This window comes from Gordonia asplenii, from assembly GCF_012933505.1.
Lineage (GTDB): Bacteria > Actinomycetota > Actinomycetes > Mycobacteriales > Mycobacteriaceae > Gordonia > Gordonia asplenii.
Window position 1 is genome coordinate 38,928 of record NZ_JABBNB010000005.1, and the last position, 21,986, is coordinate 60,913.

The 21,986-nt window shown below is 65.9% G+C and carries 26 protein-coding genes; 14 read left to right on the forward strand and 12 right to left on the reverse strand.

Translation table 11 applies throughout. The annotated features are described in order from the left end of the window. Window positions 1-3: 3 nt before the first annotated feature. From HH308_RS05895 to HH308_RS05920, 6 genes are all read right to left on the reverse strand, one after another. Window positions 4-807: an ABC transporter permease gene (locus HH308_RS05895; RefSeq protein ID WP_170193259.1), complete on the reverse strand. Its 804-nt coding sequence runs from the start codon at window positions 805-807 to the stop codon at window positions 4-6. Next, the gene (locus tag HH308_RS05900; protein WP_312870409.1) at window positions 804-1,559 is read right to left on the reverse strand and encodes an ABC transporter ATP-binding protein; all 756 of its coding nucleotides are present in this window, start codon (window positions 1,557-1,559) and stop codon (window positions 804-806) included. Before HH308_RS05900 ends, HH308_RS05895 begins: the two co-directional genes overlap by 4 nt. Continuing rightward, a complete protein-coding gene (locus HH308_RS05905) occupies window positions 1,511-2,002 on the reverse strand; it encodes an MTB12 C-terminal domain-containing protein (RefSeq protein WP_170193260.1) in 492 nt (163 codons plus the stop codon). Before HH308_RS05905 ends, HH308_RS05900 begins: the two co-directional genes overlap by 49 nt. A 78-nt stretch (window positions 2,003-2,080) precedes the next feature. After that, window positions 2,081-2,734: a helix-turn-helix domain-containing protein gene (locus HH308_RS05910; RefSeq protein WP_170193261.1), complete on the reverse strand. Its 654-nt coding sequence runs from the start codon at window positions 2,732-2,734 to the stop codon at window positions 2,081-2,083. Between the two features lie 16 nt (window positions 2,735-2,750). Beyond that, window positions 2,751-3,104, reverse strand: a complete 354-nt coding sequence (locus HH308_RS05915) for a cupin domain-containing protein (RefSeq protein WP_170193262.1) — start codon at window positions 3,102-3,104, stop codon at window positions 2,751-2,753. A 7-nt stretch (window positions 3,105-3,111) separates the two neighbouring features. Next, window positions 3,112-3,915 (reverse strand): class I SAM-dependent methyltransferase, encoded by an 804-nt coding sequence (locus tag HH308_RS05920; RefSeq protein WP_170193263.1) that lies wholly within the window; start codon window positions 3,913-3,915, stop codon window positions 3,112-3,114. Between the two features lie 134 nt (window positions 3,916-4,049). Between HH308_RS05920 and HH308_RS05925 the strand changes: the two genes are divergently transcribed. Genes HH308_RS05925 through HH308_RS05935 form a run of 3 tightly spaced genes read left to right on the forward strand, consistent with a single transcriptional unit; the run spans window position 4,050 to window position 5,520 of the window. Beyond that, window positions 4,050-4,412, forward strand: coding sequence for an ArsR/SmtB family transcription factor (locus HH308_RS05925; RefSeq protein ID WP_170193264.1), 363 nt, complete (start codon window positions 4,050-4,052; stop codon window positions 4,410-4,412). Window positions 4,413-4,416: 4 nt separating this feature from the next. Then, a complete protein-coding gene (locus HH308_RS05930) occupies window positions 4,417-4,902 on the forward strand; it encodes an SRPBCC family protein (RefSeq protein ID WP_170193265.1) in 486 nt (161 codons plus the stop codon). 54 nt (window positions 4,903-4,956) lie between these two features. After that, entirely contained in the window at window positions 4,957-5,520 is a 564-nt protein-coding gene (locus HH308_RS05935; RefSeq protein WP_170193266.1) for a dihydrofolate reductase family protein, read from the forward strand. Here HH308_RS05935 and HH308_RS05940 read toward each other — a convergent pair. Both HH308_RS05940 and HH308_RS05945 read right to left on the reverse strand, forming a co-directional pair. Next, window positions 5,513-6,157: a class I SAM-dependent methyltransferase gene (locus HH308_RS05940; RefSeq protein ID WP_170193267.1), complete on the reverse strand. Its 645-nt coding sequence runs from the start codon at window positions 6,155-6,157 to the stop codon at window positions 5,513-5,515. The genes HH308_RS05935 and HH308_RS05940 overlap by 8 nt on opposite strands. Next, window positions 6,154-6,690, reverse strand: coding sequence for a carboxymuconolactone decarboxylase family protein (locus tag HH308_RS05945; protein ID WP_170193268.1), 537 nt, complete (start codon window positions 6,688-6,690; stop codon window positions 6,154-6,156). The genes HH308_RS05940 and HH308_RS05945 overlap by 4 nt, the downstream gene beginning before the upstream one ends. Before the next feature lie 69 nt (window positions 6,691-6,759). On the opposite strand from HH308_RS05945, the gene HH308_RS05950 reads away from it, so the two are divergent. Next, window positions 6,760-7,392 carry a TetR/AcrR family transcriptional regulator gene (locus HH308_RS05950; RefSeq protein ID WP_312870410.1) on the forward strand — a complete coding sequence of 211 codons (633 nt, stop codon included), beginning with the start codon at window positions 6,760-6,762 and terminating at the stop codon, window positions 7,390-7,392. 461 nt (window positions 7,393-7,853) lie between these two features. On the opposite strand, the gene ramB is transcribed toward HH308_RS05950, so the two are convergent. Next, the gene (gene ramB, locus HH308_RS05955; RefSeq protein WP_170193269.1) at window positions 7,854-9,263 is read right to left on the reverse strand and encodes an acetate metabolism transcriptional regulator RamB; all 1,410 of its coding nucleotides are present in this window, start codon (window positions 9,261-9,263) and stop codon (window positions 7,854-7,856) included. 57 nt (window positions 9,264-9,320) lie between these two features. On the opposite strand from ramB, the gene HH308_RS05960 reads away from it, so the two are divergent. The 3 genes from HH308_RS05960 to HH308_RS05970 all read left to right on the forward strand — a co-directional run bounded on the left by HH308_RS05960 (window position 9,321) and on the right by HH308_RS05970 (window position 12,887). Continuing rightward, the gene (locus tag HH308_RS05960) at window positions 9,321-10,115 is read left to right on the forward strand and encodes a hypothetical protein (RefSeq protein ID WP_170193270.1); all 795 of its coding nucleotides are present in this window, start codon (window positions 9,321-9,323) and stop codon (window positions 10,113-10,115) included. Window positions 10,116-10,465: 350 nt separating this feature from the next. Continuing rightward, window positions 10,466-11,758 (forward strand): isocitrate lyase, encoded by a 1,293-nt coding sequence (gene aceA / locus HH308_RS05965; protein WP_170193271.1) that lies wholly within the window; start codon window positions 10,466-10,468, stop codon window positions 11,756-11,758. A 259-nt stretch (window positions 11,759-12,017) separates the two neighbouring features. Beyond that, window positions 12,018-12,887, forward strand: a complete 870-nt coding sequence (locus HH308_RS05970) for a 3-hydroxybutyryl-CoA dehydrogenase (RefSeq protein WP_170193272.1) — start codon at window positions 12,018-12,020, stop codon at window positions 12,885-12,887. A 90-nt stretch (window positions 12,888-12,977) separates the two neighbouring features. On the opposite strand, the gene HH308_RS05975 is transcribed toward HH308_RS05970, so the two are convergent. Further along, window positions 12,978-13,505 (reverse strand): helix-turn-helix domain-containing protein, encoded by a 528-nt coding sequence (locus tag HH308_RS05975; RefSeq protein WP_170193273.1) that lies wholly within the window; start codon window positions 13,503-13,505, stop codon window positions 12,978-12,980. A gap of 51 nt (window positions 13,506-13,556) precedes the next feature. On the opposite strand from HH308_RS05975, the gene HH308_RS05980 reads away from it, so the two are divergent. Beyond that, the gene (locus HH308_RS05980) at window positions 13,557-14,777 is read left to right on the forward strand and encodes a benzoate/H(+) symporter BenE family transporter (RefSeq protein ID WP_170193274.1); all 1,221 of its coding nucleotides are present in this window, start codon (window positions 13,557-13,559) and stop codon (window positions 14,775-14,777) included. Between the two features lie 330 nt (window positions 14,778-15,107). Here HH308_RS05980 and HH308_RS05985 read toward each other — a convergent pair whose 3' ends face one another. Next, a complete protein-coding gene (locus HH308_RS05985; RefSeq protein ID WP_170193275.1) occupies window positions 15,108-15,962 on the reverse strand; it encodes a polyphosphate kinase 2 family protein in 855 nt (284 codons plus the stop codon). A 3-nt stretch (window positions 15,963-15,965) separates the two neighbouring features. Further along, entirely contained in the window at window positions 15,966-16,748 is a 783-nt protein-coding gene (locus HH308_RS05990) for a TetR/AcrR family transcriptional regulator (RefSeq protein ID WP_170193276.1), read from the reverse strand. Between the two features lie 37 nt (window positions 16,749-16,785). Here HH308_RS05990 and HH308_RS05995 point away from each other — a divergent pair, with 37 nt between their 5' ends. The 6 genes from HH308_RS05995 to HH308_RS06020 all read left to right on the forward strand — a co-directional run bounded on the left by HH308_RS05995 (window position 16,786) and on the right by HH308_RS06020 (window position 21,969). Next, entirely contained in the window at window positions 16,786-18,144 is a 1,359-nt protein-coding gene (locus tag HH308_RS05995; RefSeq protein WP_170193277.1) for a DUF445 domain-containing protein, read from the forward strand. A 178-nt stretch (window positions 18,145-18,322) separates the two neighbouring features. Continuing rightward, window positions 18,323-18,823: a helix-turn-helix domain-containing protein gene (locus HH308_RS06000; RefSeq protein WP_211188219.1), complete on the forward strand. Its 501-nt coding sequence runs from the start codon at window positions 18,323-18,325 to the stop codon at window positions 18,821-18,823. A gap of 2 nt (window positions 18,824-18,825) precedes the next feature. Continuing rightward, a complete protein-coding gene (locus tag HH308_RS06005; RefSeq protein WP_170193278.1) occupies window positions 18,826-19,677 on the forward strand; it encodes a heparin-binding hemagglutinin in 852 nt (283 codons plus the stop codon). Between the two features lie 102 nt (window positions 19,678-19,779). After that, on the forward strand, window positions 19,780-20,103 hold the full coding sequence (locus tag HH308_RS06010) for a DUF2516 family protein (RefSeq protein ID WP_376767178.1): 324 nt from the start codon (window positions 19,780-19,782) through the stop codon (window positions 20,101-20,103). Continuing rightward, a complete protein-coding gene (locus tag HH308_RS06015) occupies window positions 20,096-20,878 on the forward strand; it encodes a MerR family transcriptional regulator (protein WP_246284294.1) in 783 nt (260 codons plus the stop codon). Before HH308_RS06010 ends, HH308_RS06015 begins: the two co-directional genes overlap by 8 nt. Continuing rightward, on the forward strand, window positions 20,878-21,969 hold the full coding sequence (locus HH308_RS06020) for an alpha/beta fold hydrolase (protein ID WP_170193280.1): 1,092 nt from the start codon (window positions 20,878-20,880) through the stop codon (window positions 21,967-21,969). The genes HH308_RS06015 and HH308_RS06020 overlap by 1 nt, the downstream gene beginning before the upstream one ends. The last annotated feature ends 17 nt before the right edge of the window (window positions 21,970-21,986 follow it).

The following is a 21,986-nucleotide window of genomic DNA, read 5'->3' on the forward strand; positions in this document are numbered from 1 at the left end:
CGATCATCGTCGACGCCGACTCAGCCGTAGCAGCCCCACCGCGAACACCAGTGCCGAGACCGCCACGAAGAAGGCCAGCGCGCTATTGCGCGACCACGGGGTCTGCAACGCCAACTCTTGTCCGGTGCCGTATACGCCGTTGAGGAACGGCAGATACGACTGCAGCTGATAACCGTTGGGCACCAAGGTGATCGCCGTCTCGACGACGTACATCCAGCCGAGCAGCAGGGCGATCGCCCCCGCCGGGTTGGCGATCACGGCGGCCAGCCCGATACCGAATCCGCAAGCACCGAATCCGTACAGCGGCACCGCCCAGACGAAGCGGAGCCCGGCGTCGGACATCAGCTCGACGCCGCCGTAAACGAGCGGAAAGGCCCGCGGCAGCGTCAGAAGCGTGCACACCACGAGCGCTGACGACACGACGGCGGTGACCGTCCCGTAGTAGAGCCACCGTGCGATCGGAGCGGTCCACGACCGGACATAGCTGAAGCGCTCGAGGTCGTCCGCGGGTTCCCGCATCGCCGACGCCTGGGCGTACGCCGCGGTGATCGCGCCGATGGTCACGGTGAAGGTGATGATCCAGTAGACCGCGTTGGGCGTGGTGGCCGAGGTGACCTGAATCGATGCCGGATTCGCGCTGGCGGCGCCGATGGCGGCGAACTGTTCGGCCACGATCGCAACCGCCATCGTGATCAGCAGCCCGCTCAGTACCGCCGCCGGCACGCCGATCGTCCATACGACGCCGCGCCGACCGCCGGTCCGAATGGACTCGGCCACCACGGCGGTCGGGATCGTCGACGCCCTCACGCGATCCGCCTGCCGGTCCGGATCAGATACGCCTCTTCGAGATCTGTTGCGGCGCCGACGAAGTCGCTCAGCGGCTCGTCGGCGACGACGGCTCCGTCGTCGAGCATGATGACCCGATCAGCGGTACGCGCCACCTCGTCGAGGAGATGCGACGCGACGACGACGGTTCGCCCGCCGGCCGCGAGGTCGGTGAGAAGCGCACGGACCCAATGGATTCCGACTATGTCGAGCCCGTTGTGCGGTTCGTCGAAGATCAGTGCCGCGGGGTCGGGGAGCAGTGCGGCCGCGATGCCGATCCGCTGTGCCATGCCCAGTGAGAATCCGCTGAGTGGGCGATCGGCGTGATCGGTCATGCCGACGTCGTCGAGTACGGCATTCACCCGGGATCGCCCGACCCCGGCCGCCGCGGCCCGAAACCGCAGGTACCGCCGGGCGGTATGGCCGGGCGGAAACCTTTTGCCGCCCAAGTGAATTCCCACCAGACGGGCGCGGTCGGCGCGGTCGCCGATCGGTCTGCCGTCGAGCAGCACGGTGCCGGTGGACGGGGTGGTCAGCCCGCTCAGGCACCGCAACAGGGTCGACTTGCCCGCGCCGTTGCGGCCGAGCAGGTAGCTCAGCTGCGCACGTGGCAAGGCCAGGTTCACCGCACGCAGCGCGCTGCGGTCGCCATACTCCTTGGTCACCTCGACGACGTCGATCACGATCAGCTGTTGCAGTAGATGTTCAGGCCGACGGCCTTGACGCCCTGGCACATCGAGCTCGCCGCGAGCTTCCAGTTTCCGCCGAGGCGTTTGAACTCGATGGTCATCCGGATCGTCGGGCGGCCCGCGGATCCACTGTTGAGCGTGGCGGTCACCGAGTTTCCGCGTTGCACCAGCGGTCCGGTGACGTCGTTCCATCCGCGCGGCGCGCGAAACAGTCCCAGCTGATAGACGGTGCGTGGAACCACGACGGCGCTCATGCCTCCTTCGACGTTCGCGGCTTTGGCCTCATCCGACGCCGGTGTCTCGACGATGAACTCGACGATGTCGTTGAGGTCGGCCAGGGTCGGGTGCTCGGCGGTCACCGTGAAATTCGGCGGGAAGGTCTTCGCCGGTGCGGGCGCGGCGACCACGGCCGCCAGTCCGACGCTCATCAGGAGGGCGCAGAGGGCCGCCGCCGTGCTGCGGATAGGAGTTCGGAGCGGATGTGGCATCAGATGTCCTTTCGTTGCATGCGGGATTCGACCCGCAATAAAAAGGACCGTAGTCATTTAAATTATGAAAGGCAACCCTTAGTGCCGAGACGCCGAGCGCACCTGCGGCGACAGGCCCACGGTGATCTCGCAGTTGCCGCCCGCGACGTCGGGGCGAACGGCGACGGCGTACTGCGAGCCCAATGCCGCCGATGCCGTCGCCAGCGCCTCTTCGATCACGCCGCGGGCGATGCCCTGCGCGATCTCGGGATGGTCGGTCGACAATTCTTTGAGCGGGCACGAGCAGATGGTCAGTTCATGCGAGCCGAAGGCGCTGGTCGTCGAGCGAATCTGAAACCCGAGCCCCCGCAACGCGTCGACGACGACGGTGACCGGGTCGGGCAGCGGAGTGGGCGCCGGTGGGGCCGGATGGCGCGCGGCCCACAGCCGGCCGGCTTCGGCGGCCCGCTGTTCGCGACTGTGCGCGGTCGGGCCGAGTTGTCCGAGCAACAGTGCGACGAGCTCGTCGGTCGGCGCATCCGGTGCCGCGACGTAGCCGAGTCGGGGTCGCCCCACCGACGTCGACGGCAACTGTGCCGTGCTCGCCTCACCCGACTTGATCAGGTTGTTCAGGTGAAATCGTGCGGTCGTCACGTGCACCTGCAGCTGCTTGGCCACCGTTGCGGCGTCGACCGGCCCGTCCGCGTTCCGCAGCGTCCGCAGCACGGCGGCACGGGGATCGGACAGTGTCATCGTCGCCCTCTTTCGTTCAGGGCGTCGCGTTCAGCACGAGAAGAGTGACGGCGCCCGGGTCGGCAGCCCGCAATTCGTGCCGGACCCGCGCGGCGATATGCAGCGCGACGCCGGGTGTCACCGCCGTCGTCGTCCCGGCGACGGTCACGTCGACACTACCGCGTTGCCCGACGATGAGAATCGGGTGTGCCGCTTGGTGATCGGGCATTGTCTGACCGCCGGTGAACGCGATCCGGACGACGGTGGCGCCGTCGAGCCGCGCCCGCACGTCGACCAGCGGGCGATCGGCCCGCGGGCCGTCGGCGACGTCGGCGAGACCGGTGATCGCGGTCCAGTCGATTGCGGTGGCCTCGTTGATGTGGGCTGTCATCTGCTCCTCATTCTGTTGTCTTCAGTTTGGTCACCACCACCTCGATGGCGGCCAGGTTCTTGCGGTACTTGCGGAAGGTGGAGCGCATGTCGAGCACGCGCGCACGTGACTCGCCGTCGCGAATCACGTTGCCGACGAACCGAATCGCGCCGAACAAGCCCTCGTCGGCGATGATTCGCCGGGGTTGCAGGAGTGCCATCGGCGCGAACCTGACCTCGCTCACCTCGAAGCCGTTGGCGGTGAACAGTTCTCGCCATTCGGTCTCGGTCAGGGGGCGGGCGTTGACCTTGATCGATCGGGCGAGTGCGCGTTGCAGCGCGGCCTTGTCGTCGGCGGGCAGCGTGTCGGGATGCACCGCGAGTTCGTGCACCGCATAGTGGCCACCCTCGCGAAGGACGCGATGGGCCTCGGCGACGATGGCGGTCTTGCCGCGGGCCGATTGCATGGTCAGCATCGCCTCGCCGATCGCGACGTCGATCGATGCGTCGGGCAGTCCGGTGGCCGAGGCGTCGGCTTCGACGACGTCACCGGCCGTGCCGATCACCGACTTCGTCAGCGACACCGCGGCGTCGTCGGATTCGACGCCGACATAGCTGCGGGGCGATCTGCCGAGGATGTCGGTGGCCGTGCGGCCGAGGCCCGGTGCGATTTCCAGGACGTCGGCGCCGGCGATCGGCAGGTCGTCGAGCATCCGCGTGGACAGTTCCGCGCCGCCGGGGCGCAAGACGCGCTTGCCGAGGCGGGCAAGCAGCCAATGGCCGGGCATGTCGGCAGAGCGGCGGGCAGCGAAGGGCAGCTCGGCAGCGTCCATGGTGATACCTCTTCTTCTTCGAATTTAGAGTAGTGAGTCTCATCGAAATTACCAGAAAGGTAAGGCTTGGCTACAGAAAAGAGTGTGGAATCGGGGATTGACAACATACAACCGATCGGTTGTATGATTGGCGAGTGACCGAGGCCGACGAGGACAGAGCGGATGCGATGTTCCACGCCCTCGCCGATCGCACCAGGCGCGACATCTTGCGGCGCGTCCTGGCGGGAGAGCATTCGGTCAGTGCACTCGCGGAGCCCTATGACATGAGCTTCGCCGCGGTGCAGAAACACGTCGCCGTCTTGGAGAAGGCGGGTCTGCTCAGCAAACGGCGCAGCGGCCGTGAGCAGCTGGCCCGCGGCGATGTGGAGGCGGTCCGGTCGGTGGCGTCGATGCTCGACGAAATCGAAGCCGTGTGGCGCGGCCGGATCGCCCGGATCGACGATCTGCTCGCCACCGACCTATCAGAATCGAAAGATCAACCAACGCAGAAGGATTGAGACCATGCCTGTCATCGACGTGCAGACCGACACCGACAACCTGACCCTGACCATCACCGCCGAATTCGCCGCCCCGGTACCACGGGTGTGGCAGATCTACGCCGACCCGCGCCAGCTCGAACGCATCTGGGGACCGCCGACGTACCCGGCCACCGTCGTCGAGCACGATCTGCGGCCCGGCGGCCGGGTCACCTACTACATGACGAGCCCCGAGGGTGAGAAGTTCGCCGGTTGGTGGCAGATCACCGCCGTCGACGAACCCGACGGATTCACCTTCGACGACGGCTTCGCCGACGAGGAATTCAACCCTGTTCCGGGAATGCCGGTGTCGCGCAACGACTATGCCTTCACCGCCGTCGACGGTGGCACCCGCGCGGTATACCTGAGCACCTATGAGACCGCCGAAGCGTTGCAGAAGGTGCTCGACATGGGTGTCATCGAGGGTGCGAGCGGGGCGATCAATCAGATCGACGATCTGGTCAAGGCCTAGCCACCTCGTCGCAGTCCAGCCTGCGTCGAATACCTCACCCACCCAGGAGTTTTCATGTCTCGTCCGCTCATCGTCAGCGAATTCATCTCCCTCGACGGCGTCGTCGACTCACCCGGCGGCGGTGCTCACCCGCACGCGGGCTGGACCTTCACCGACATCGACTTCGTTCCCGAGGCCTACGAGATCAAAGGCCGGGAACAGACCGAGGCGGGCGCCATGCTGCTCGGCAGGCAATCCTATGACGAGTTCGCCCCGGTATGGCCGTCGATGGACGAGTTCGCCGACTACAACGCGATGCCGAAGTACGTCGTCTCGTCGACACTGTCGGATCCGCAGTGGCATAACACTTCTGTCCTTCGCTCGCTCGATGAGGTTGCGGCACTGAAGGATTCCGATGCGGACGGATCGATCATCGTGCGCGGCAGCGCAACCCTCGCGCAGGGGTTGCTGGCGGCCGGACTCGTCGACCGCTACCACCTGCTGGTCTTCCCCGTGCTGCTAGGCTCCGGAAAGCGGCTGTTCGACGACGCCGCCGCCGCGAAAACCGCACTGGCACTGGCCGAGTCGGCGTCGTTCTCCAACGGAGTCCAGCTGCAGATATTCGACGTCGTCAAGTAGCGGGCTTGCGGCCGATGACGTACTGCCCCTGTCCGATGATGGTCTGCTCGACGTCGGGTATCCCGGCGTCGTGCATCCGCCCGGTGATCTCATGGGGCTCGAACATCCGGTAACCGCCGAGCGTGGCGATGGTTCCGACTCCCGGCAGGCGCGACAGATCCGTGCGCACCGAGGTGAAGATGACGACGTCGCCGCCGGGCTTGCAGACGCGGACCAACTCGTCGATCACGGGCAGCGGATCGGGAATCAGGTAGAGCGCCGCGAGGCACGTGACGGTGTCGAAGGTGTTGTCGGCCAACGGAATCGCATGCGCGTCGGCGCGCAGGTAGCTGATCCGGTCACCGGAGTTGGTTCGTACCGCGGTGCTCAGCATCGCCGGGGAGAAGTCGATGCCGACGCAGTGCCCCACACCGGTCAGCCGGCGAGCCAGCTGTCCGGTGTAATTCCCTGGGCCGCAGGCGACGTCGAGGATCGAGCGCTCGCCGGGCCGGGACAGGTAACTCATCAGTGCGCGGTCGAACTCGGCCGTCGCGCTGCCGCCCAGACTGAACAGGCGCGTGAACGTCGGCCGCCAAAGATCTTGGTACACAACCGAGAAGGTCTTGCTGCGCATCAAGCGCTGGGCGATCGACGTCATTTCTTGACGTCGCGTTCGATTCGCAGGGTACCCAGTGTCGTCGCGAGTGAATCGTATTGATTGACAAGCAGAACGAAGGCGATCAACTGCTCGTCGGTGAGGTGGCGGGCCAACGCGGCCCACGCGTCGTCGGAGATGTCGCGGCTCTCGACGAGTTGGTCGGTCGCCAGCAGCAGACTGCGTTCGCGATCGCCCCAGCCGGCATCGGGTCCGGCGATGATGTCGTCGTAGAGCGAGCCGGTGATACCCGCGCGTGCGCCGAGTCGGCGGTGGTGGTCCATCTCGTAGTCGCACTGTCGCAGATGAGCGACGCGGATGATGATCATCTCGGAGTCTTTGCGCGATAGTTTGCCGAACGGCATCATCCGCGCCGAATAGTGCAGCCAGCCGCGGAACAGGCCCTTCGCCCGGCCGAGCGTCGAAAAGATATGGGCGTCGTCGACTCCGGTCGCCAGCGCCGCGCCGCGAGCGAAGACCCAGTTGAAGGGACCGAGTTCGCGGAGGCCGCCGGGGGAGATCCGTGGGGAGCTCATGGGGTCACCGTAGTCGATCAGGTGGCCGATGTTCGGTGATCGCGTCGGCGGTGTGGGTTACGGTGAACCGTGTCTTCTGCAGATCTCTCCGGGCCTGCGGCGAAGCGTCAGACCGTGGTCGATGCGACGCTGCGCATCATCGCCGAAGACGGTGTCGAGGCCGCGACCACCCGCCGGATCGCGGCAGCCGCCGGGGTGGGACAGTCGGGGCTGTTCTACTCGTTCGGATCACGCGACGGCTTGCTCGCCGCGGTCGTCGAGGCTGGCATCGACGCCGAGATCGCCTCCTTCGACGGACTGCTCGCGGAACTCGACGTCACGTCGCCGTCGCCGGGGGTCACGCTCGACGAACTGTTCCGGCAGGGACTCGATGTCTACCTGGCCGCCCTTGCCGCCGATCCCGCCAAGGAACGCGCACTGATCTCGTTGGCGCTCTACGCTCAACGCACGCCGGGCATCGAACATCTCGCCACCAGGCTGTATCAGGGCTACTACGACCTGGTGACTCGCGTGCTCGACGCGGCGTCGGCGTCGGCGCAGTTCACCTGGACCAAGCCGAGCGCCGAATTGGCGCCGCTGGTCGTCGCCTTCACCGACGGGCTGACGATGGCATATCTCGCGCACCCCGACGGCGACTTCGCAGGACTGATCGACGGCGCGGTCGCGCTATTGATGGGGTACGTGAAGCCCTGTGCCGATTGATGTCGACGGGGGGAGTGGTCCTCTGTTGGTTGAGCGGGGCCCGACGAGCGAAGCGAGACGCGCCCGTGTCGAAACCACCTCACCACCCCGCTGGTTGAGCCGGGCCCGACGAGCGAAGCGAGACGCGCCCGTGTCGAAACCACCTCACCTCCCCGCTGGTTGAGCCGGGCCCGACGAGCGCAGCGAGACGCGCCCGTGTCGAAACCATCGTGAGACGAGTTACCAACTCTCGCTGGGCGTTTGGTGCGTTGGCAGCGTCGGGTTGCGTGGTTTCGACACGGGCCTTCGCTAGCGCTTCGGCCCGGCTCAACCGGCGGGAAAGCCCGGCTCAACCGGTGGAGTGGCCGGGCTCAACCGGCGGGAAAGCCCGGCTCAACCGGTGGAGTGGCCGGGCTCAACCGGCGGGAAAGCCCGGCTCAACCCGCGGAGCGGCCCGGCTCAACCGGCGGAGTGGATACCGTCTAGTACGGTGACACGCTGCTTCGATGTTCGTTGATGTCGAGCTTGGCGCCCAGCGCGGGGAATGCACGCTGCGGGCAACTCGTCCGTTCGCACACGCGGCAACCGGCACCGATCAACGACACCCGTGCCTGCGGCCCGATCTCCAGACCGTCGGAGTAGATGACGCGGGCCGCGTGGCGCAGCTCGCAGCCGAGGCCGATCGCGAAGGTCTTGCCGGGCTGGCCGTAGCGCGTCGCCCGGCGTTCGACGGTCCGTGCCACCCAGAAGTAGTTGCGGCCGTCGGGCATCTGGGCGATCTGCGTGAGAATCTTGCCGGGCGAGCCGAAGGTCTCGTACACATTCCACAACGGGCAGGTGCCGCCGCTCGACGAGAAGTGAAAACCGGTGGCGGACTGACGTTTCGACATGTTCCCGGCGCGGTCGACGCGCACGAACGACCACGGGATGCCGCGCAGATTGGGTCGCTGCAATGTTGAGAGGCGGTGGCAGATGGTCTCGTAGGACACCGCGTAGAACGCCGACAACCGCTCGATGTCGTAGCGGAAATCCTCTGCGGCACCGTGGAATTGGCGGTACGGCAGCACCACGGCGGCGGCGAAGTAGTTGGCCAGCCCTAGATACGCGAGCGATCGTGCGTCGGGCGTTGTGAAGTTGCCCTCGTCGACGAGGTCGTTCATCAGGTCGCCGAACTCCAGATACGCCAACTCGGCGGCGACCTTGAAGGTGCGCTGGCCGGCCGAGAGGGCCGCGGAGATGTCGAGGCGCCGGGCCGACGGGTCGAACTCGTGTAGTACGTAGTCGCCGAGGTCGATGCGACGATTCAGCGAGACGCCATGGACCCGTTGCAGACGTTCGACGATCGCCGCGCGCACATCGCCGGAATGCATGCGCATGCGGGTGGACAGTTCTTCGCCTGCGATGTCGAGATCGTGAATGTAGTTGCGGCGCTGATAGAAGTAGTCGCGAACCTCCTCGTGCGGCGCGCTGATGCTACCCCGCATGCTGCGGTCGCCGCGCTCGTCGGTGGCGGCCGCCAGCTGATCGGTCACCACGCGATAGCGACGGTGCAGGTTGACCATGGCCTCGGCCATCGCCGGATGGGTGGCGACCAACTGCGCGATCGCCTGCGGATCGGCGGCGGCGGGTGCGGCTTCGACGTCCTCGTCGAGCAGCGCCTCCCGGAGTTCGGCGACGAGACGCACATTGTCCTGCGAATCGAAGAAGCTCGCCTCGATGCCGAAGACCTCGGTGATCTTCGTCAGTACCGCGGGCGTGAGCGGTCGGGCGTCGTGCTCTATCTGATTCAGATACGACGGTGAGATGCCGAGCGTCTGCGCGAGCGACACCTGCGACATCGCGCGTTCCGATCGCAATTGGCGCAGTCGTGATCCGACGTAGGTTTTGCTCACGCCGGTACCTCCCTTCTGATGCGAGGCGCGTCCTCGTGCGCACGGTACGGTTGGGCCGTGAGCACACGGTATCGCCTGCTGATGGCGTTGGGGGGACTGGTCGTCGGGGTCGCGACGGCGACCGGTTGCAGCGGCGACACCGCCATCACGCGTCCGGTCCCCGCCGACATGCTGCTCTCACCCGTCGCGCTGCCCGACGGCTTCACCACCGCGCCGCTCACCGTCGACGACCTCACCTCCGCCAACGCCCGCCAACTCGACGTCGCAGCCGCCGCGACCGTCACGCCAGCGCAGTGCCGACCCGTCGCCGATGTGCGGTTCAACAAATCGCTGACGCCGGCGAACGCGGCGGTACTCGGCGCGACCAGCGTCAACGCCGGCCTGACCGAAGTGGCGTCGACGCAGACGCGTGACGTCGTCTCCGATATCCGCACCAGCACTCGCGACTGCGCGCGGACCACGACCGTCCTCACCACCGGCTCCTTGAAAGGAGCGGTCATCACCACCGACCACGTCCAGCTCGACGACCCCGCCTTCGAATCGTCGACGCCGGGGTATGTCGGCCGGGTCGGCTCGCTGCGCGTCGTCGACGTGTTCGTCGTGCGCAGCACCGCGGTGACGCGGATCGCCGACGGTACCGCGTCGACGTCGGTGAGTCTCGCCGGATACGCCACCGGGCGTTTCACCTTCGACGCCGCCGATGCCGCGCCGGTGACGGTGCAGCTCACGTCGTCGAGCACCGCCACCGAGTTCGCCGCTCCCGCACCGACGGCGATCGCGCCGATGTCGGATGCGGCGTTCGTCGAACTGTTCGGCAAGGCGTTGAACGCCGCCGGAGCTACCCGCCGGTAGCGCCGTCGGGTGTGAATTACTTCACTCTGACGCCGGATCGGGGCAGCCTCGGCGCGGCGTCGAGCCGACGCCGTGCCGGACGCACCCGCGAGGGTGGGTCGGCAAAATCCCAGTACGCGCGTACTTTTTGGCTTCGGAGCCGAAAGATTCACACGAACATATTTGCAAACTTTGCAAAGCCGAGGGAAAAGATAACCCAATTTTGCATCGTAAAGGGGTTGGACCTGGGTGTTTACTTTGTGGCATCCTCGTTGCAGGCACCGCCTAGAGGCAACGAAAATTTCGCAACAGCCAGCTGCCTTGATGACAGCGATCGCACTTCGGTCGCAGTAGAAGAAAGCGAAGTAGCAATGAGCAACGTCGGTAAGCCACGCACCGCCGCCGAAATCCAGCAGGATTGGGACACCAACCCGCGCTGGAAGGGCATCACCCGTGACTACACCGCGCAGCAGGTCGCCGACCTTCAGGGGTCGGTCGTCGAGGAGCACACCCTCGCTCGCCGCGGCGCAGAGATCCTCTGGGACGGTGTCACCAAGGGTGACGACTCCTACATCAACTCGCTGGGTGCGCTGACCGGCAACATGGCCGTGCAGCAGGTTCGCGCCGGCCTGAAGGCCATCTACCTCTCCGGCTGGCAGGTCGCGGGTGACGCCAACCTCTCCGGCCACACCTACCCCGACCAGTCGCTGTACCCGGCCAACTCGGTGCCCGCCGTCGTTCGCCGCATCAACAACGCACTGCTGCGCGCCGACGAGATCGCCGCAGTCGAGGGCGACACCTCGGTCGACAACTGGCTCGTCCCGATCGTCGCCGACGGTGAGGCCGGCTTCGGTGGCGCGCTCAACGTCTACGAACTGCAGAAGGCCATGATCGCTGCCGGTGCCGCGGGCACCCACTGGGAGGATCAGCTCGCCTCGGAGAAGAAGTGCGGCCACCTCGGTGGCAAGGTGCTCATCCCCACCCAGCAGCACATCCGTACCCTGACCTCGGCTCGCCTGGCCGCCGACGTCGCCAACACCCCGACCGTCGTCATCGCTCGTACCGATGCCGAGGCCGCCACCCTGATCACCTCCGACGTCGACGATCGCGACAAGCCGTTCGTCACCGGCGAGCGCACCAGCGAAGGCTTCTACAACGTGCAGAAGGGCATCGAGCCCTGCATCGCGCGTGCCAAGGCATACGCTCCCTACGCCGACCTCATCTGGATGGAGACCGGTGTTCCGGACCTCGAGGTCGCCAAGAAGTTCTCCGAGGCCGTCAAGTCGGAATTCCCCGACCAGCTGCTCGCCTACAACTGCTCGCCGTCGTTCAACTGGAAGCAGCACCTCGACGATGCCACCATCGCGAAGTTCCAGAAGGAACTCGGCGCCATGGGCTTCAAGTTCCAGTTCATCACGCTGGCCGGCTTCCACGCCCTCAACTACTCGATGTTCGATCTCGCCTACGGCTACGCCCGCGACGGCATGACCGCATACGTCGACCTGCAGGAGCGCGAGTTCGCTTCGGAGGAGCGCGGATACACCGCCACCAAGCACCAGCGTGAGGTCGGTGCGGGCTACTTCGACCGCATCGCCACCACGGTCGACCCCAACACGTCGACCGCTGCGCTCAAGGGCAGCACCGAGGAAGGCCAGTTCCACTAGGAGCTGTTCCGCCTCCCCGGGCGTCTTTAGCGAACTGGTCAGGCGGCTCGCAACTTCCGTTGCGGCAATCCCGCCGCCCCGCATCTTTGGCGAACTAGACAGGCGGCCCGCAACTTCCCGTTGCGGGCCGCCTGTCTTGTAAGTGATTGATTTCTGGGCGTTCCCCCGCAGAGTTACCGTCTTCTCGCCTTCTCGTGGTGGGTGCGTTTCGTACTTGGGCTTGCGTTTTCTGCTTTTCTGTTGGTAGGTAAGGATTTTCATGGTCAACAGTTCTATTTCCCGAGTCGGCGTCGTCGGGGCCGGACAGATGGGCGCCGGCATCGCCGAGGTGTGCGCCCGCTCCTCGGTGGACGTGCTCGTCTTCGAATCGACTCGCGAGCTGCTCGACGCCGGGCGCGCCCGGATTCTCAAATCTCTCGATCGTGGCGTCTCCACCGGCAAACTCACCTCGCGCGAACGTGACCAAGCCGCCGAGCACGTGCGCTTCACGTGTGACCTCGCCGAGTTCGCCGACCGGCAACTCGTCATCGAGGCGATCATCGAAGACGAAGCCATCAAGACTGAGGTCTTCAGCAAGCTCGATGCCATCGTCACCGATCCCGACGCCGTTCTGGCGTCGAACACCTCCTCCATCCCGATCATGAAGATCGCGATGGCGACGTCGGCTCCCGGCCGCGTCATCGGCATGCATTTCTTCAACCCGGTTCCCGTGCTGCCGCTCGTCGAACTGGTCACCACTCTCGACACGAGCGCCGAAACCTATTCTCGCGCTGAGTCCTTCGCTCAAGACGTTCTCGGCAAGCAGGTGGTGCGCTGCGTGGACCGGGCCGGGTTCGTGGTGAACGCACTGCTCATCCCGTACCTGATCTCGGCGATCCGCATGGTCGAGGGCGGATTCGCGACCGTCGAGGACGTCGACCGCGCGATGGTCCTGGGCTGCGCTCATCCGATGGGGCCGCTCAAGCTCGGTGACATGATCGGTCTCGACACGGTCAAAGCGATCGCGGACAAGATGTACGAGGAATACAAAGAGCCGCTGTTCGCCGCGCCGCCGCTGTTGCTGCGCATGGTCGAAGCCGGTCGCGTCGGCAAGAAGGCCGGTCGCGGATTCTACGAATACGGCAAGTAGGTCCGCTGGGGCGCGGCCAACTTTGTTGACGTTGGTGCGGTGACACGCCGTGTCCGGACCGCAGAAACGTCGAGAAAGTCTGCCATCAGCTCACCCCGGCGAATGGATCGTCAGCACCGCCTGCGTTCCACGCGGGCCGCTGCGGTAGGTGTGCGCGACGTCGCTGACCCAAGTCACGGTCTCGCCGGGCCCGGCGGGCCGCTCGTTTCCCGTCGGTCCGGCGCTGACCGAGCCGGTCGCCACGTACAGACTCTCGATGACGCCCGGCCCATGCGCGGGCGAGGTGCGTATGCCATTCGGTGTCAACCGCAGCCAGAACACCTCCGTCGTGGCGCCGTCGTCGTGATGCTCCACGTGTAGCAGAGATACGTCGATGCTCTCGCCGGTACCTTCGGTTCCCGACTGCTCGCCGAGCAGCGCGGTGAGCGGGACGCCCAGCTGTCCGGCGATCGCGTAGAGCGTATCCAGCGTCGGATTGCGTTGTCCGGCTTCGAGTTCGGACAGTGACCCCTTGCCGATTCCGGCGCGGCGGGCCAATTCGGATAGTGACAGCCCTCGCTCGGCGCGCAGTGCGGCGACCCGGTGCGCGACGGCGCGGCGCATGTCGTCGGATGTCATCCGTCCAGTATTGCTGTTCTGTTTACGGAACGCCTGCCCTATGATAAGTGTATGCCGAGAAACGAAGCCGCCGGCGAGGCCTCGCTGAGTCAGCCCGTGATCGCCGGACTGGTCACCGCACTCGCGGGCTTCACGTCGTCGTTCGTCGTGGTGATCGCCGGATTGCGGGCGGCCGGCGCCGACCCGGCTCAGGCGGCGTCGGGTCTGTTCGCGCTGACGGTCGTGTTCGCGCTCGGAATCATCCTGCTGTCGCTGCGTTTTCGGATGCCGATCACACTGGCGTGGTCGACGCCGGGAGCGGCGCTGCTCGCGGGAGCCGGCGCCGTCCCCGGCGGATGGTCGGCCGCCGTCGGAGCCTTTCTCGTCGTCGGAATCGCCATGGTGGCAACGGGTTTCATTCCGTTTCTGAGTGACTTGGTGCAGCGGATTCCAACGCCGCTCGCTCAGGCGATGCTGGCGGGTGTGTTGATGGTGCTGTGTCTAGCGCCGGTGAAGTCGTTGAGTGAACAGCCGTGGTTGACGTTGCCGATTCTGCTCGTCTGGGTGGTCGCACTGCGCTGGCTGCCCCGGTGGGCATTGCCCTTGGCGCTGGTGACCGCGCTGGTGGTGATCGGGATCGACCTGGGCGTGCGCGGCATCGGCGTGCATCCCCGGCCGGGTGAGAGTTGGTGGCCGACAGTTGAATTCACGATGCCGACGTTCACCGTACCGGCGTTGATCGGTACGGCCGTCCCGCTGTTCATCGTGACCATGGCGTCGCAGAACGTGCCCGGCGTCGCCGTGTTGAAGTCGTTCGGTTATGCCGCGCCGTGGCGGGCGTCGATGACGGTGACGGGAATCGGGACGATGATCGCGGCTGTCTTCGGCGGGCACGCCGTCAACTTGGCCGCATTGTCGGCGGCGCTCGCGGCGGGCGACGATGCGGGCCCCGATAAGTCGCGGCGCTGGATCGCCGCTGTCAGTGCGGGAATCGTCTATCTGGTGCTTGCGCTGTTGGCCGGGGGACTGACGGTGCTGACCGCCGTCGCGCCCGCCGGATTGATCGAAGCCGTTGCGGGACTTGCTCTCTTGGGAACCTTCGCGTCGGCGGCGGTGGGGGCGCTGACGGACGAGGCGTTGCGAATCCCGGCTGCACTGACATTCGTCACGGCGGCCGCCGGTGTGACGATCGCCGGTATCGGTGGAGCGTTCTGGGGGTTGGTCATCGGTATCGCGGCGAACTGGATCTTGAGCTACCGCGGCGTTCCCCGAATGAGGGGGGCGGCGAACTGAAGGATTGAGTCGGGGTGGGTCTTGGTGGCGAAACGAGTCGTCGTGGCTGGTGGCGAGGCTGATGTTTGCGGCTTTGAAGGGAGGTTCGTCTGTGAACCGTGGGCTGGGCGCCCGTCCAGGCCATTTCGGAACCGACGTCGTCGAGCAGGTGAGCTCGCCGCGGAAACGGTGTGCGTGCCCGAAACCGGTTCCCCAGTTGGGGTCTTCGGCTCGCCAGACCCCTCTACTTCGATACAACCGCTCGTTCCTCGCGGTCACTCAGCACAGCGGTTACACCGAAGCTCGTGCCTCGCTTCGGTACTCGGGGAGCGGGTGAGGCTCGATTGCGAGCTACTCCGACGCCGCCAGCCGCTTCTTCTGTTCCTCGACGTCGAAATCGGCCGGTGGCCAGCTCAGGTCGAGGTTCTCCAGAGCCGTGATCAGTAATTCGCAGATCGCCAAGCGGGAGAACCACTTTCGGTTCGCCGGAATGATATGCCAGGGCGCGTAGTCGGTGTCGGTGCGGTCGAAGACGGCCTGGTAGGCCTCGAGGTAGGCGTCCCAATAGGCGCGCTCGTCGATGTCGCCGGGGTTGAACTTCCAGTACTTGTCGGGCCGGTCCAGCCGTTCGGCCAGCCGTGCCTTCTGCTCGTCCTTGGACACGACCAGCGCGCACTTCACGACCGTCGTCCCCTGGTCGACGAGGTCTCGCTCGAAGTCGTTGATGACGGTGTATCGCGCTTCCCACTCCGACTGTGGAACGAGGTTGTGGACGCGTACCGGAAGAACGTCTTCGTAGTGGGAACGGTCGAAGATGCCGATCCGACCACCCGCGGGCAGCGCGTTGCGGATGCGCCACAGAAAGTCGTGCGAGAGTTCTTCGGGCGTCGGCTTACCGAAACCCGTGATCGCCAGACCCTGCGGATCGACCAGGCCGCCGACATGGCGAACGATGCCGCCTTTACCGGCGGTGTCCATCCCCTGCAGCACCAGCAGCACCGATCGATCATCACCCGACCGGCCGTTGGCGTAGAGCAACTCCTGCAGGTCGGCGAAATGCTCACCGCGCTTGGTCAGCAGTGCTTCGCCATCGGACTTGTCGCCGTCGAATCCGGGCGTCGAGTCGGCGTCGAATGCGGCGATGGGGCCCAGCTCGCTCGCACGCAGTGACTTCTGGGCCGGCGTCGACCATGCTCCGTTGCTCATGGGTCAGGAGCCTACCGGGGGCAGCGGCGGGGGAGCGGCGAAGAAGCGTTCCCGCGAGCCGTCGAAGCCGGCGATTCCCACGACGGCGCTCCAGAGCAGCATCGTGAGGTAGTCGATGACTTCGTCGGCCGACGCGTCGCTGCCTTCCGCGGTCCACCAGTTCACGACATTGCGAGTGGCGCCGACCACCGCGTACGACCAGATGGTCGACCCGCGGACATCGGACTCGCGTGCGGTCAGCCGCGCCGCGATGAGTGCGTTGATCAGTTTGATCACGACGGCCTCGGGTTCGTCGAAGGTCGACGTCGCGCCGTTGCTGACGAAGCGGTAGACCTGCGGGGCCTCGGCGACGGTGGTGACGAAAGCGGTGATGATGCCGCGAGCCTGCTGGAATTCGATGCGGTCGTCGACGATCGCCTCGAGGAGGTTGGGCAGCAGCCGTTGCTGGAAATACGCCGCGGAGACCGCGCGCGCGAGGTCGCCCTTGTCGGTGAAATAGCGGTACAGCACGGTCTTCGACACACCGATGTGCCCGGCGATCTCATCCATCCCGGCGTCGGCTCCGAGGGCGGAGATGGCCTCGATGGTGCCGTCGACGAGTTGTTCGCGCCGCTGCGACTTGTGCCGTTCCCACCGCTGCTTACGGCCGTCGCTCTCCGCGGACGTTCGCGGCTTCGACGCCTCGGTGGCGCTGATGAGCGCTTGTTCGATGCCCCGGGTGACGTTCGCGGCGGCGGCGACCGCGGCACGAGCGGCCGCGGCGGGAGTCGGTCTGTTGGGTGGCACGTGGTTAGCGTAGTGGCATTTCGGTAAGACTGTTTTCATGGAGCATCGCGCTTTGCCCGAGAACGTCCTTGTTCATGACAGTGACGTCTCACTTTCCCCGCCCCCCTCGACGTCGCCGGGCTTGTCGGGTTTCGGCTCGGCCGACGGCGACGAACAGCGCCGCCGGGATCTACGGAAGATGAAGTTCGTCGCGACCGGATTCCTGGTCGTCGCGGCGATCGTCTACCTGTTCACCCGCTGGCTGGAGAATCGCGACGGTGTCGACGTCGCCGCGTGGGTCGGCTACGTGCGGGCGGCGTCGGAGGCCGGCATGGTCGGCGCGCTGGCCGACTGGTTCGCGGTGACCGCGCTGTTCCGGCAGCCGCTGGGCCTGCCGATTCCGCACACCGCGCTGATCCGCAAGAAGAAGGACCAGATCGGCGATCAGCTCGGCGGATTCATCGAAGAGAACTTCATGACCCCGGAACTGATCGAGTCGCGTGCGGCGTCGTTGAATCTGCCCGGCCGGGTGTCGAACTGGCTGGCCGACCCGGTCAACGCGCCCCGGGTGTCCGACGAGGCCTCGCGGATACTCGCGCTGTGGTCGGAGATGCTGCGCGACGAGGACGTCGAACAGCTCATCATGGCGGCGATCAAGTGGGCGGCGGAGCCGCAGTGGGCGCCGCCGGTGGGTCGGATACTGGAGCAATTGATCGCCGAAGACCGCCTGGAACCGGTGATCCAGCTCGCATGTGATAGAGCACACGACTGGGCTCTGGGCAGCCTTGATCTGATCGATCGGGTGGTCGATCGGGACGGTCCGACGTGGGCGCCGAAGTTCGTCAACAACCTCGTCGGCGACAAGATCTACCGGGAGCTCGTGGAGTTCACCGCGAAGGTCAAAACCGACCCGAATCACGACGTGCGGGTGGCGATGCATCGCTATGCCGAACAGTTCGCCGACGAACTGCAGAACGACCCCGAGACCATCGCGCGATTCGAGGCGATCAAGGCCGAACTCGTCGGGCGCGACGAGGTGTCCGGAGCGGCGTCGACGGCCTGGAAGACCGGCAAGGCGGTGATCGAGCAGATGCTCGACGATCCGAACAGCACGCTGCGAAATACGTTGTCGGACTCCATAATTCAGGTCGCGAAGCGGGTTCGTGACGACATCGAACTGCAGCAGAAGATGAACGGCTGGGTGGCGCGCGTGGCCCACCACGTGGCAGCGAACTACTCGCAGGAAATCATCTCGGTGATCACCGAGACGGTGCGCGGCTGGGACGCCGAGGAGACCAGTCGCAAGATCGAATTGCAGGTGGGGCGAGACCTGCAATTCATCCGCATCAACGGCACGGTCGTGGGTGCTCTCGCGGGGTTGACGATCTACACGATTTCGGTGCTGATCTTCGGCTGATCCGCCCGGGTACAGGCGGGGCGCAGGGCGCGCGGCCCGGCGGTGTCGGCAGGCTAGCCCGACGACGACGCGCGGGAGAACATTCGGCGTCGGCTGAGCAGAATGCTAGCTCTGCGCTTGCATTTGTTAGCACCCTGGCTGATACTTGCTTCGACCGATTAAGGATGGAGCCCCGAACATGCCGGAACCTGCAGCGAACCAGTCCACGACGACGTCGACCGCCGATGTCGATGCGGACACTCGCATCCCGGGACCGGTAGACGCGGTGACAGCCGCGGCGTCGGATGCGGTGGCCAACGCCGCGTCGGACATCGGCGGTTTCATCCGGTCGCAACGTGTTGCGGCGCAGGTCTCGCTTCGCCAGCTGGCGGAACGGGCGGGCGTCAGCAATCCGTACCTCAGCCAGATCGAACGAGGGTTACGCAAACCTTCCGCCGATGTGCTTGCACAGATCGCTAAGGGGCTGCGTGTCTCGGCTGAGGTGCTGTACGTCCGTGCCGGAATCCTCGAAGAACGTCCCGCGAGCCCGGTCCGCGACGCGCTGATCGCCGATGAGTCGATCAGCGAGCGTCAACGACAGGTGCTGCTGGAGATCTACGAGTCCTTCCGGCACGAAAACAAGGGGACAGCCGCAGAGGCATCGCAAGCCGCAGTCAGTACTGACTCGACCAAGGAGTGAACATGACCGACAACCCATTCAGCAGTGCAGTTACCCAGGTGACCGACCTTCTCGGTCAGCTGCGTGAGCGTAGCGAGACCGCTCGCGAGCAGGCCATCACCCGCGTCGAGGAGACTCGCGAACTGGCCCAGACCAAGGTGAATGAGACCCGCGATCAGGCGATCAGCCGCGTCAACGAGACCCGCGAGCAGGCCATCACCCGCGTCAACGAGACCCGCGAACTGGCTCAGACCAAGGTCGACGAGGCTTGGGAGCTCGCGCTCGCCCGCTTCGAAGAGGCCAAGGCCAAGCTGTCGTCGCTGCCCGTCGAACTGCCCATCGAACTCGAAGAGCTCAAGGCGAAGTTCACCCCCGAAGAGCTGCGCAAGGTCGCCGAGGCCTACCTCGCCGTCGCTGCCGGCCTGCTGACCGCGCTGTCCGAGCGTGGCGAGGTCGTCGTCGACAAGATCAAGGCGCAGCCGCTGGTCGAGGAGAACCTCCCCAAGCTGGAGAAGGTCTACCAGGACGCGCTCGGCCTGACCGAGGACGCGCTGGGCTCGATCTCCGATCAGACTCGCGCCGTCGGCGAGCGCGCTGCCAAGCTGGCCAACCTGGCCGGTGACAAGGTCGACGCCGTCGCCGCCGACGTCGCTGCTGCCGGCACCGAGTCCGCCGACGAGACCGAGACCCCGGCGAAGGCTCCGGCCGCCGCCGCTCCGGTCGCCGATGAGGCTCCGGCCAAGGCCGCGCCCGCCAAGAAGGCTCCGGCCAAGAAGGCCGCTCCCGCCAAGACTGCCGCCAAGGCTGCTCCGGCGAAGAAGGCCGCTCCGGCCAAGAAGGCTCCCGCCAAGAAGGCTGCCGCACCGAAGAACTGACGTCAGTTCCCGCAGTCAGAAACGCTGTGATGTTGCCGGGTCGCACACGCGGCCCGGCAACACCGCGTAGTGGGCCGAATCCGAGTCGATAGAGTGGATGCCGTGGACTTTCTTACCGTGATGGGTTACGGCCAGAGCCTGGTATTCCTTCTCATTCAGGTGGCCGCGTTCCTCGCGTCCCTGACCGCGTTGATTCACGCTGCGATCCAGCGTCCCGATGCGTTCACCGCCGTCGATCGACAGACGAAAGTCATCTGGGTATCGATCCTCACCGCGGCGTCGGTCTTCACGCTCTTCTTCTCGATCTCGAGTGCGGGTTCCATCCTCGCGATCGCCGGAATCGTCGCAGCGCTGGTGTACCTGGTCGACGTCCGGCCGCGGGTGGACAGCATCCAGGGACGGTCGTGGTTCCGTAAGCATGGCTGAGTACCGCATCAACGACCTCGCCCAGGTGTCCGGGGTCAGCGTCCGTAACATCCGTGTCTACCAGGACCGCGGATTGCTGCCCGCGCCGATCATCAAAGGGCGCACCGGCTGGTACTCCGACGAACATCTGGTCCGGCTCAACCTGATCTCCCGCATGCTCGAACGTGGCTACACCTTCGCCACGATCAGCGAGCTTCTCCAGGCCGCGCACTACGGCATGACCGTCGAGCACGTCCTGCGCGGCACCGGCAAGGCCGGCCGATTCCGGACCTTCAAACGGGCCGCCACCATCACCATCACCGAGTTGCGCAAAACGCTCAACGCCAGCGACAAGACCATCGCGCTCTCGCAGACACTCGGGCTGCTCGCCAAAGACGGTGCCCAGTACGCCATCCGCAATCCGGAGGTACTCGAAGGCGCCGAGGCGCTCGTTCGCGGCGGCATCGACATCGACGCCCTGCTCGACCGGTGGGTCCGGGTCCAAGCCGACCTCGCCGACGTCGCGCACAGCTTCGTCTCGATCATCACCGACCGCTATTTCGACGAACGGCTCCGCGACATGAGCGACGTCGAGATAGCCAAAGTCGCCGAACTCATTCAAACCGTGCGCCCGATGGCACACGAGATCGTCGAATCGACGTTCAGCAAAGCACTGGACAAAGAGATCTCCCAGGCAATCGGGGAGGCCTCCAAATACTTCGAAACACCGCCTGCCGGTGACGCGCCGACTCGGTCGGCGACGCCCGAGGCGGTCACCAAGGAAAGCAGAGATTGATGGCAAAGCTGTGGAGCGCCAAGAACATCGGTCGATTCAGCGGGGCGACCGCCCTGGTGGGGGCGGGGACCACGGGCGTCGGAGTGGCGACCGTATTGGGCAGCCTGTTGCGGGCGGCGATGTCGTACACGACCGTCGACGACGGACCCGACCCGCTGCTCGCGCCGCCCGCTGTCGCGCCGCGACGCAGCACCGTCACCACCGCTGACGGTGCAGTGCTCAACGTGCTGACCTACGGGCCCGACGCCGCCGACAGCACGGGCGACATCGTGGTGATGGTGCACGGGTGGACCTGCAATACCGACTACTGGCTGCCGCAGATCAACCATCTGCTCGCCACCGACCCCGGCCGCACCATCGTCGCCTATGACCAGCGGGGTCACGGCGACAGCACGATGGGCCACGCCCGCACCACCGCGGACCTGATCGGCCGCGACTTCAACGCTGTGCTCGGGGCGGTGTTGCCCGCGGGACGCAAGGCTGTCGTGATGGGTCACAGCATGGGCGGCATGACCATCCAGACCTGGGCACAGCAGTTCCACGACCAAGTGCCGCAACAACTTTCGCATGTGCTGCTGGTGTCGACCGCGGCCGAGCAGGTGCTGCAGCGCCTTTCGATCGCGCCGTCGTCGTTGCCGAAGTTCGCCGAACCGTTCCGCGTGCTGACCGGTTGGCTGGTCGCGTCGACGCCCGCGCCGACCCCGCACATCGCCGGTGGCGAGAAGGTCATCCAGTACGTCGCGATGGCCGACCGCGTGCGAGCCGCCCATCTGGAATTCGTCGACGAGATGGTCACCGCCTGCCATCCGGTCGCCCGTGCCTCGTGCGGGTCGGCGCTCGCGCACCTCGACGCACTGTCGGCGCTCGACGTGCTGGCGGTGCCGACCACCGTCGTCGTCGGCAGCGAAGACAAGCTGCTTCCCCCGCTGCAATCGGACATCATCGCCGATCGCTTGCGCCGCAACGGTTTCCTGCACGACTACGTCGTATGGGAAGGCATCGGTCATATGGCCAGCATCGAAGCCGGCGCGGAGTTCAACGAACTGCTCGACGCTGTGCTGGGCCGGCGTGCGGGAGAGTTGGCCTCCTGACTGGACGCCTACCTCTC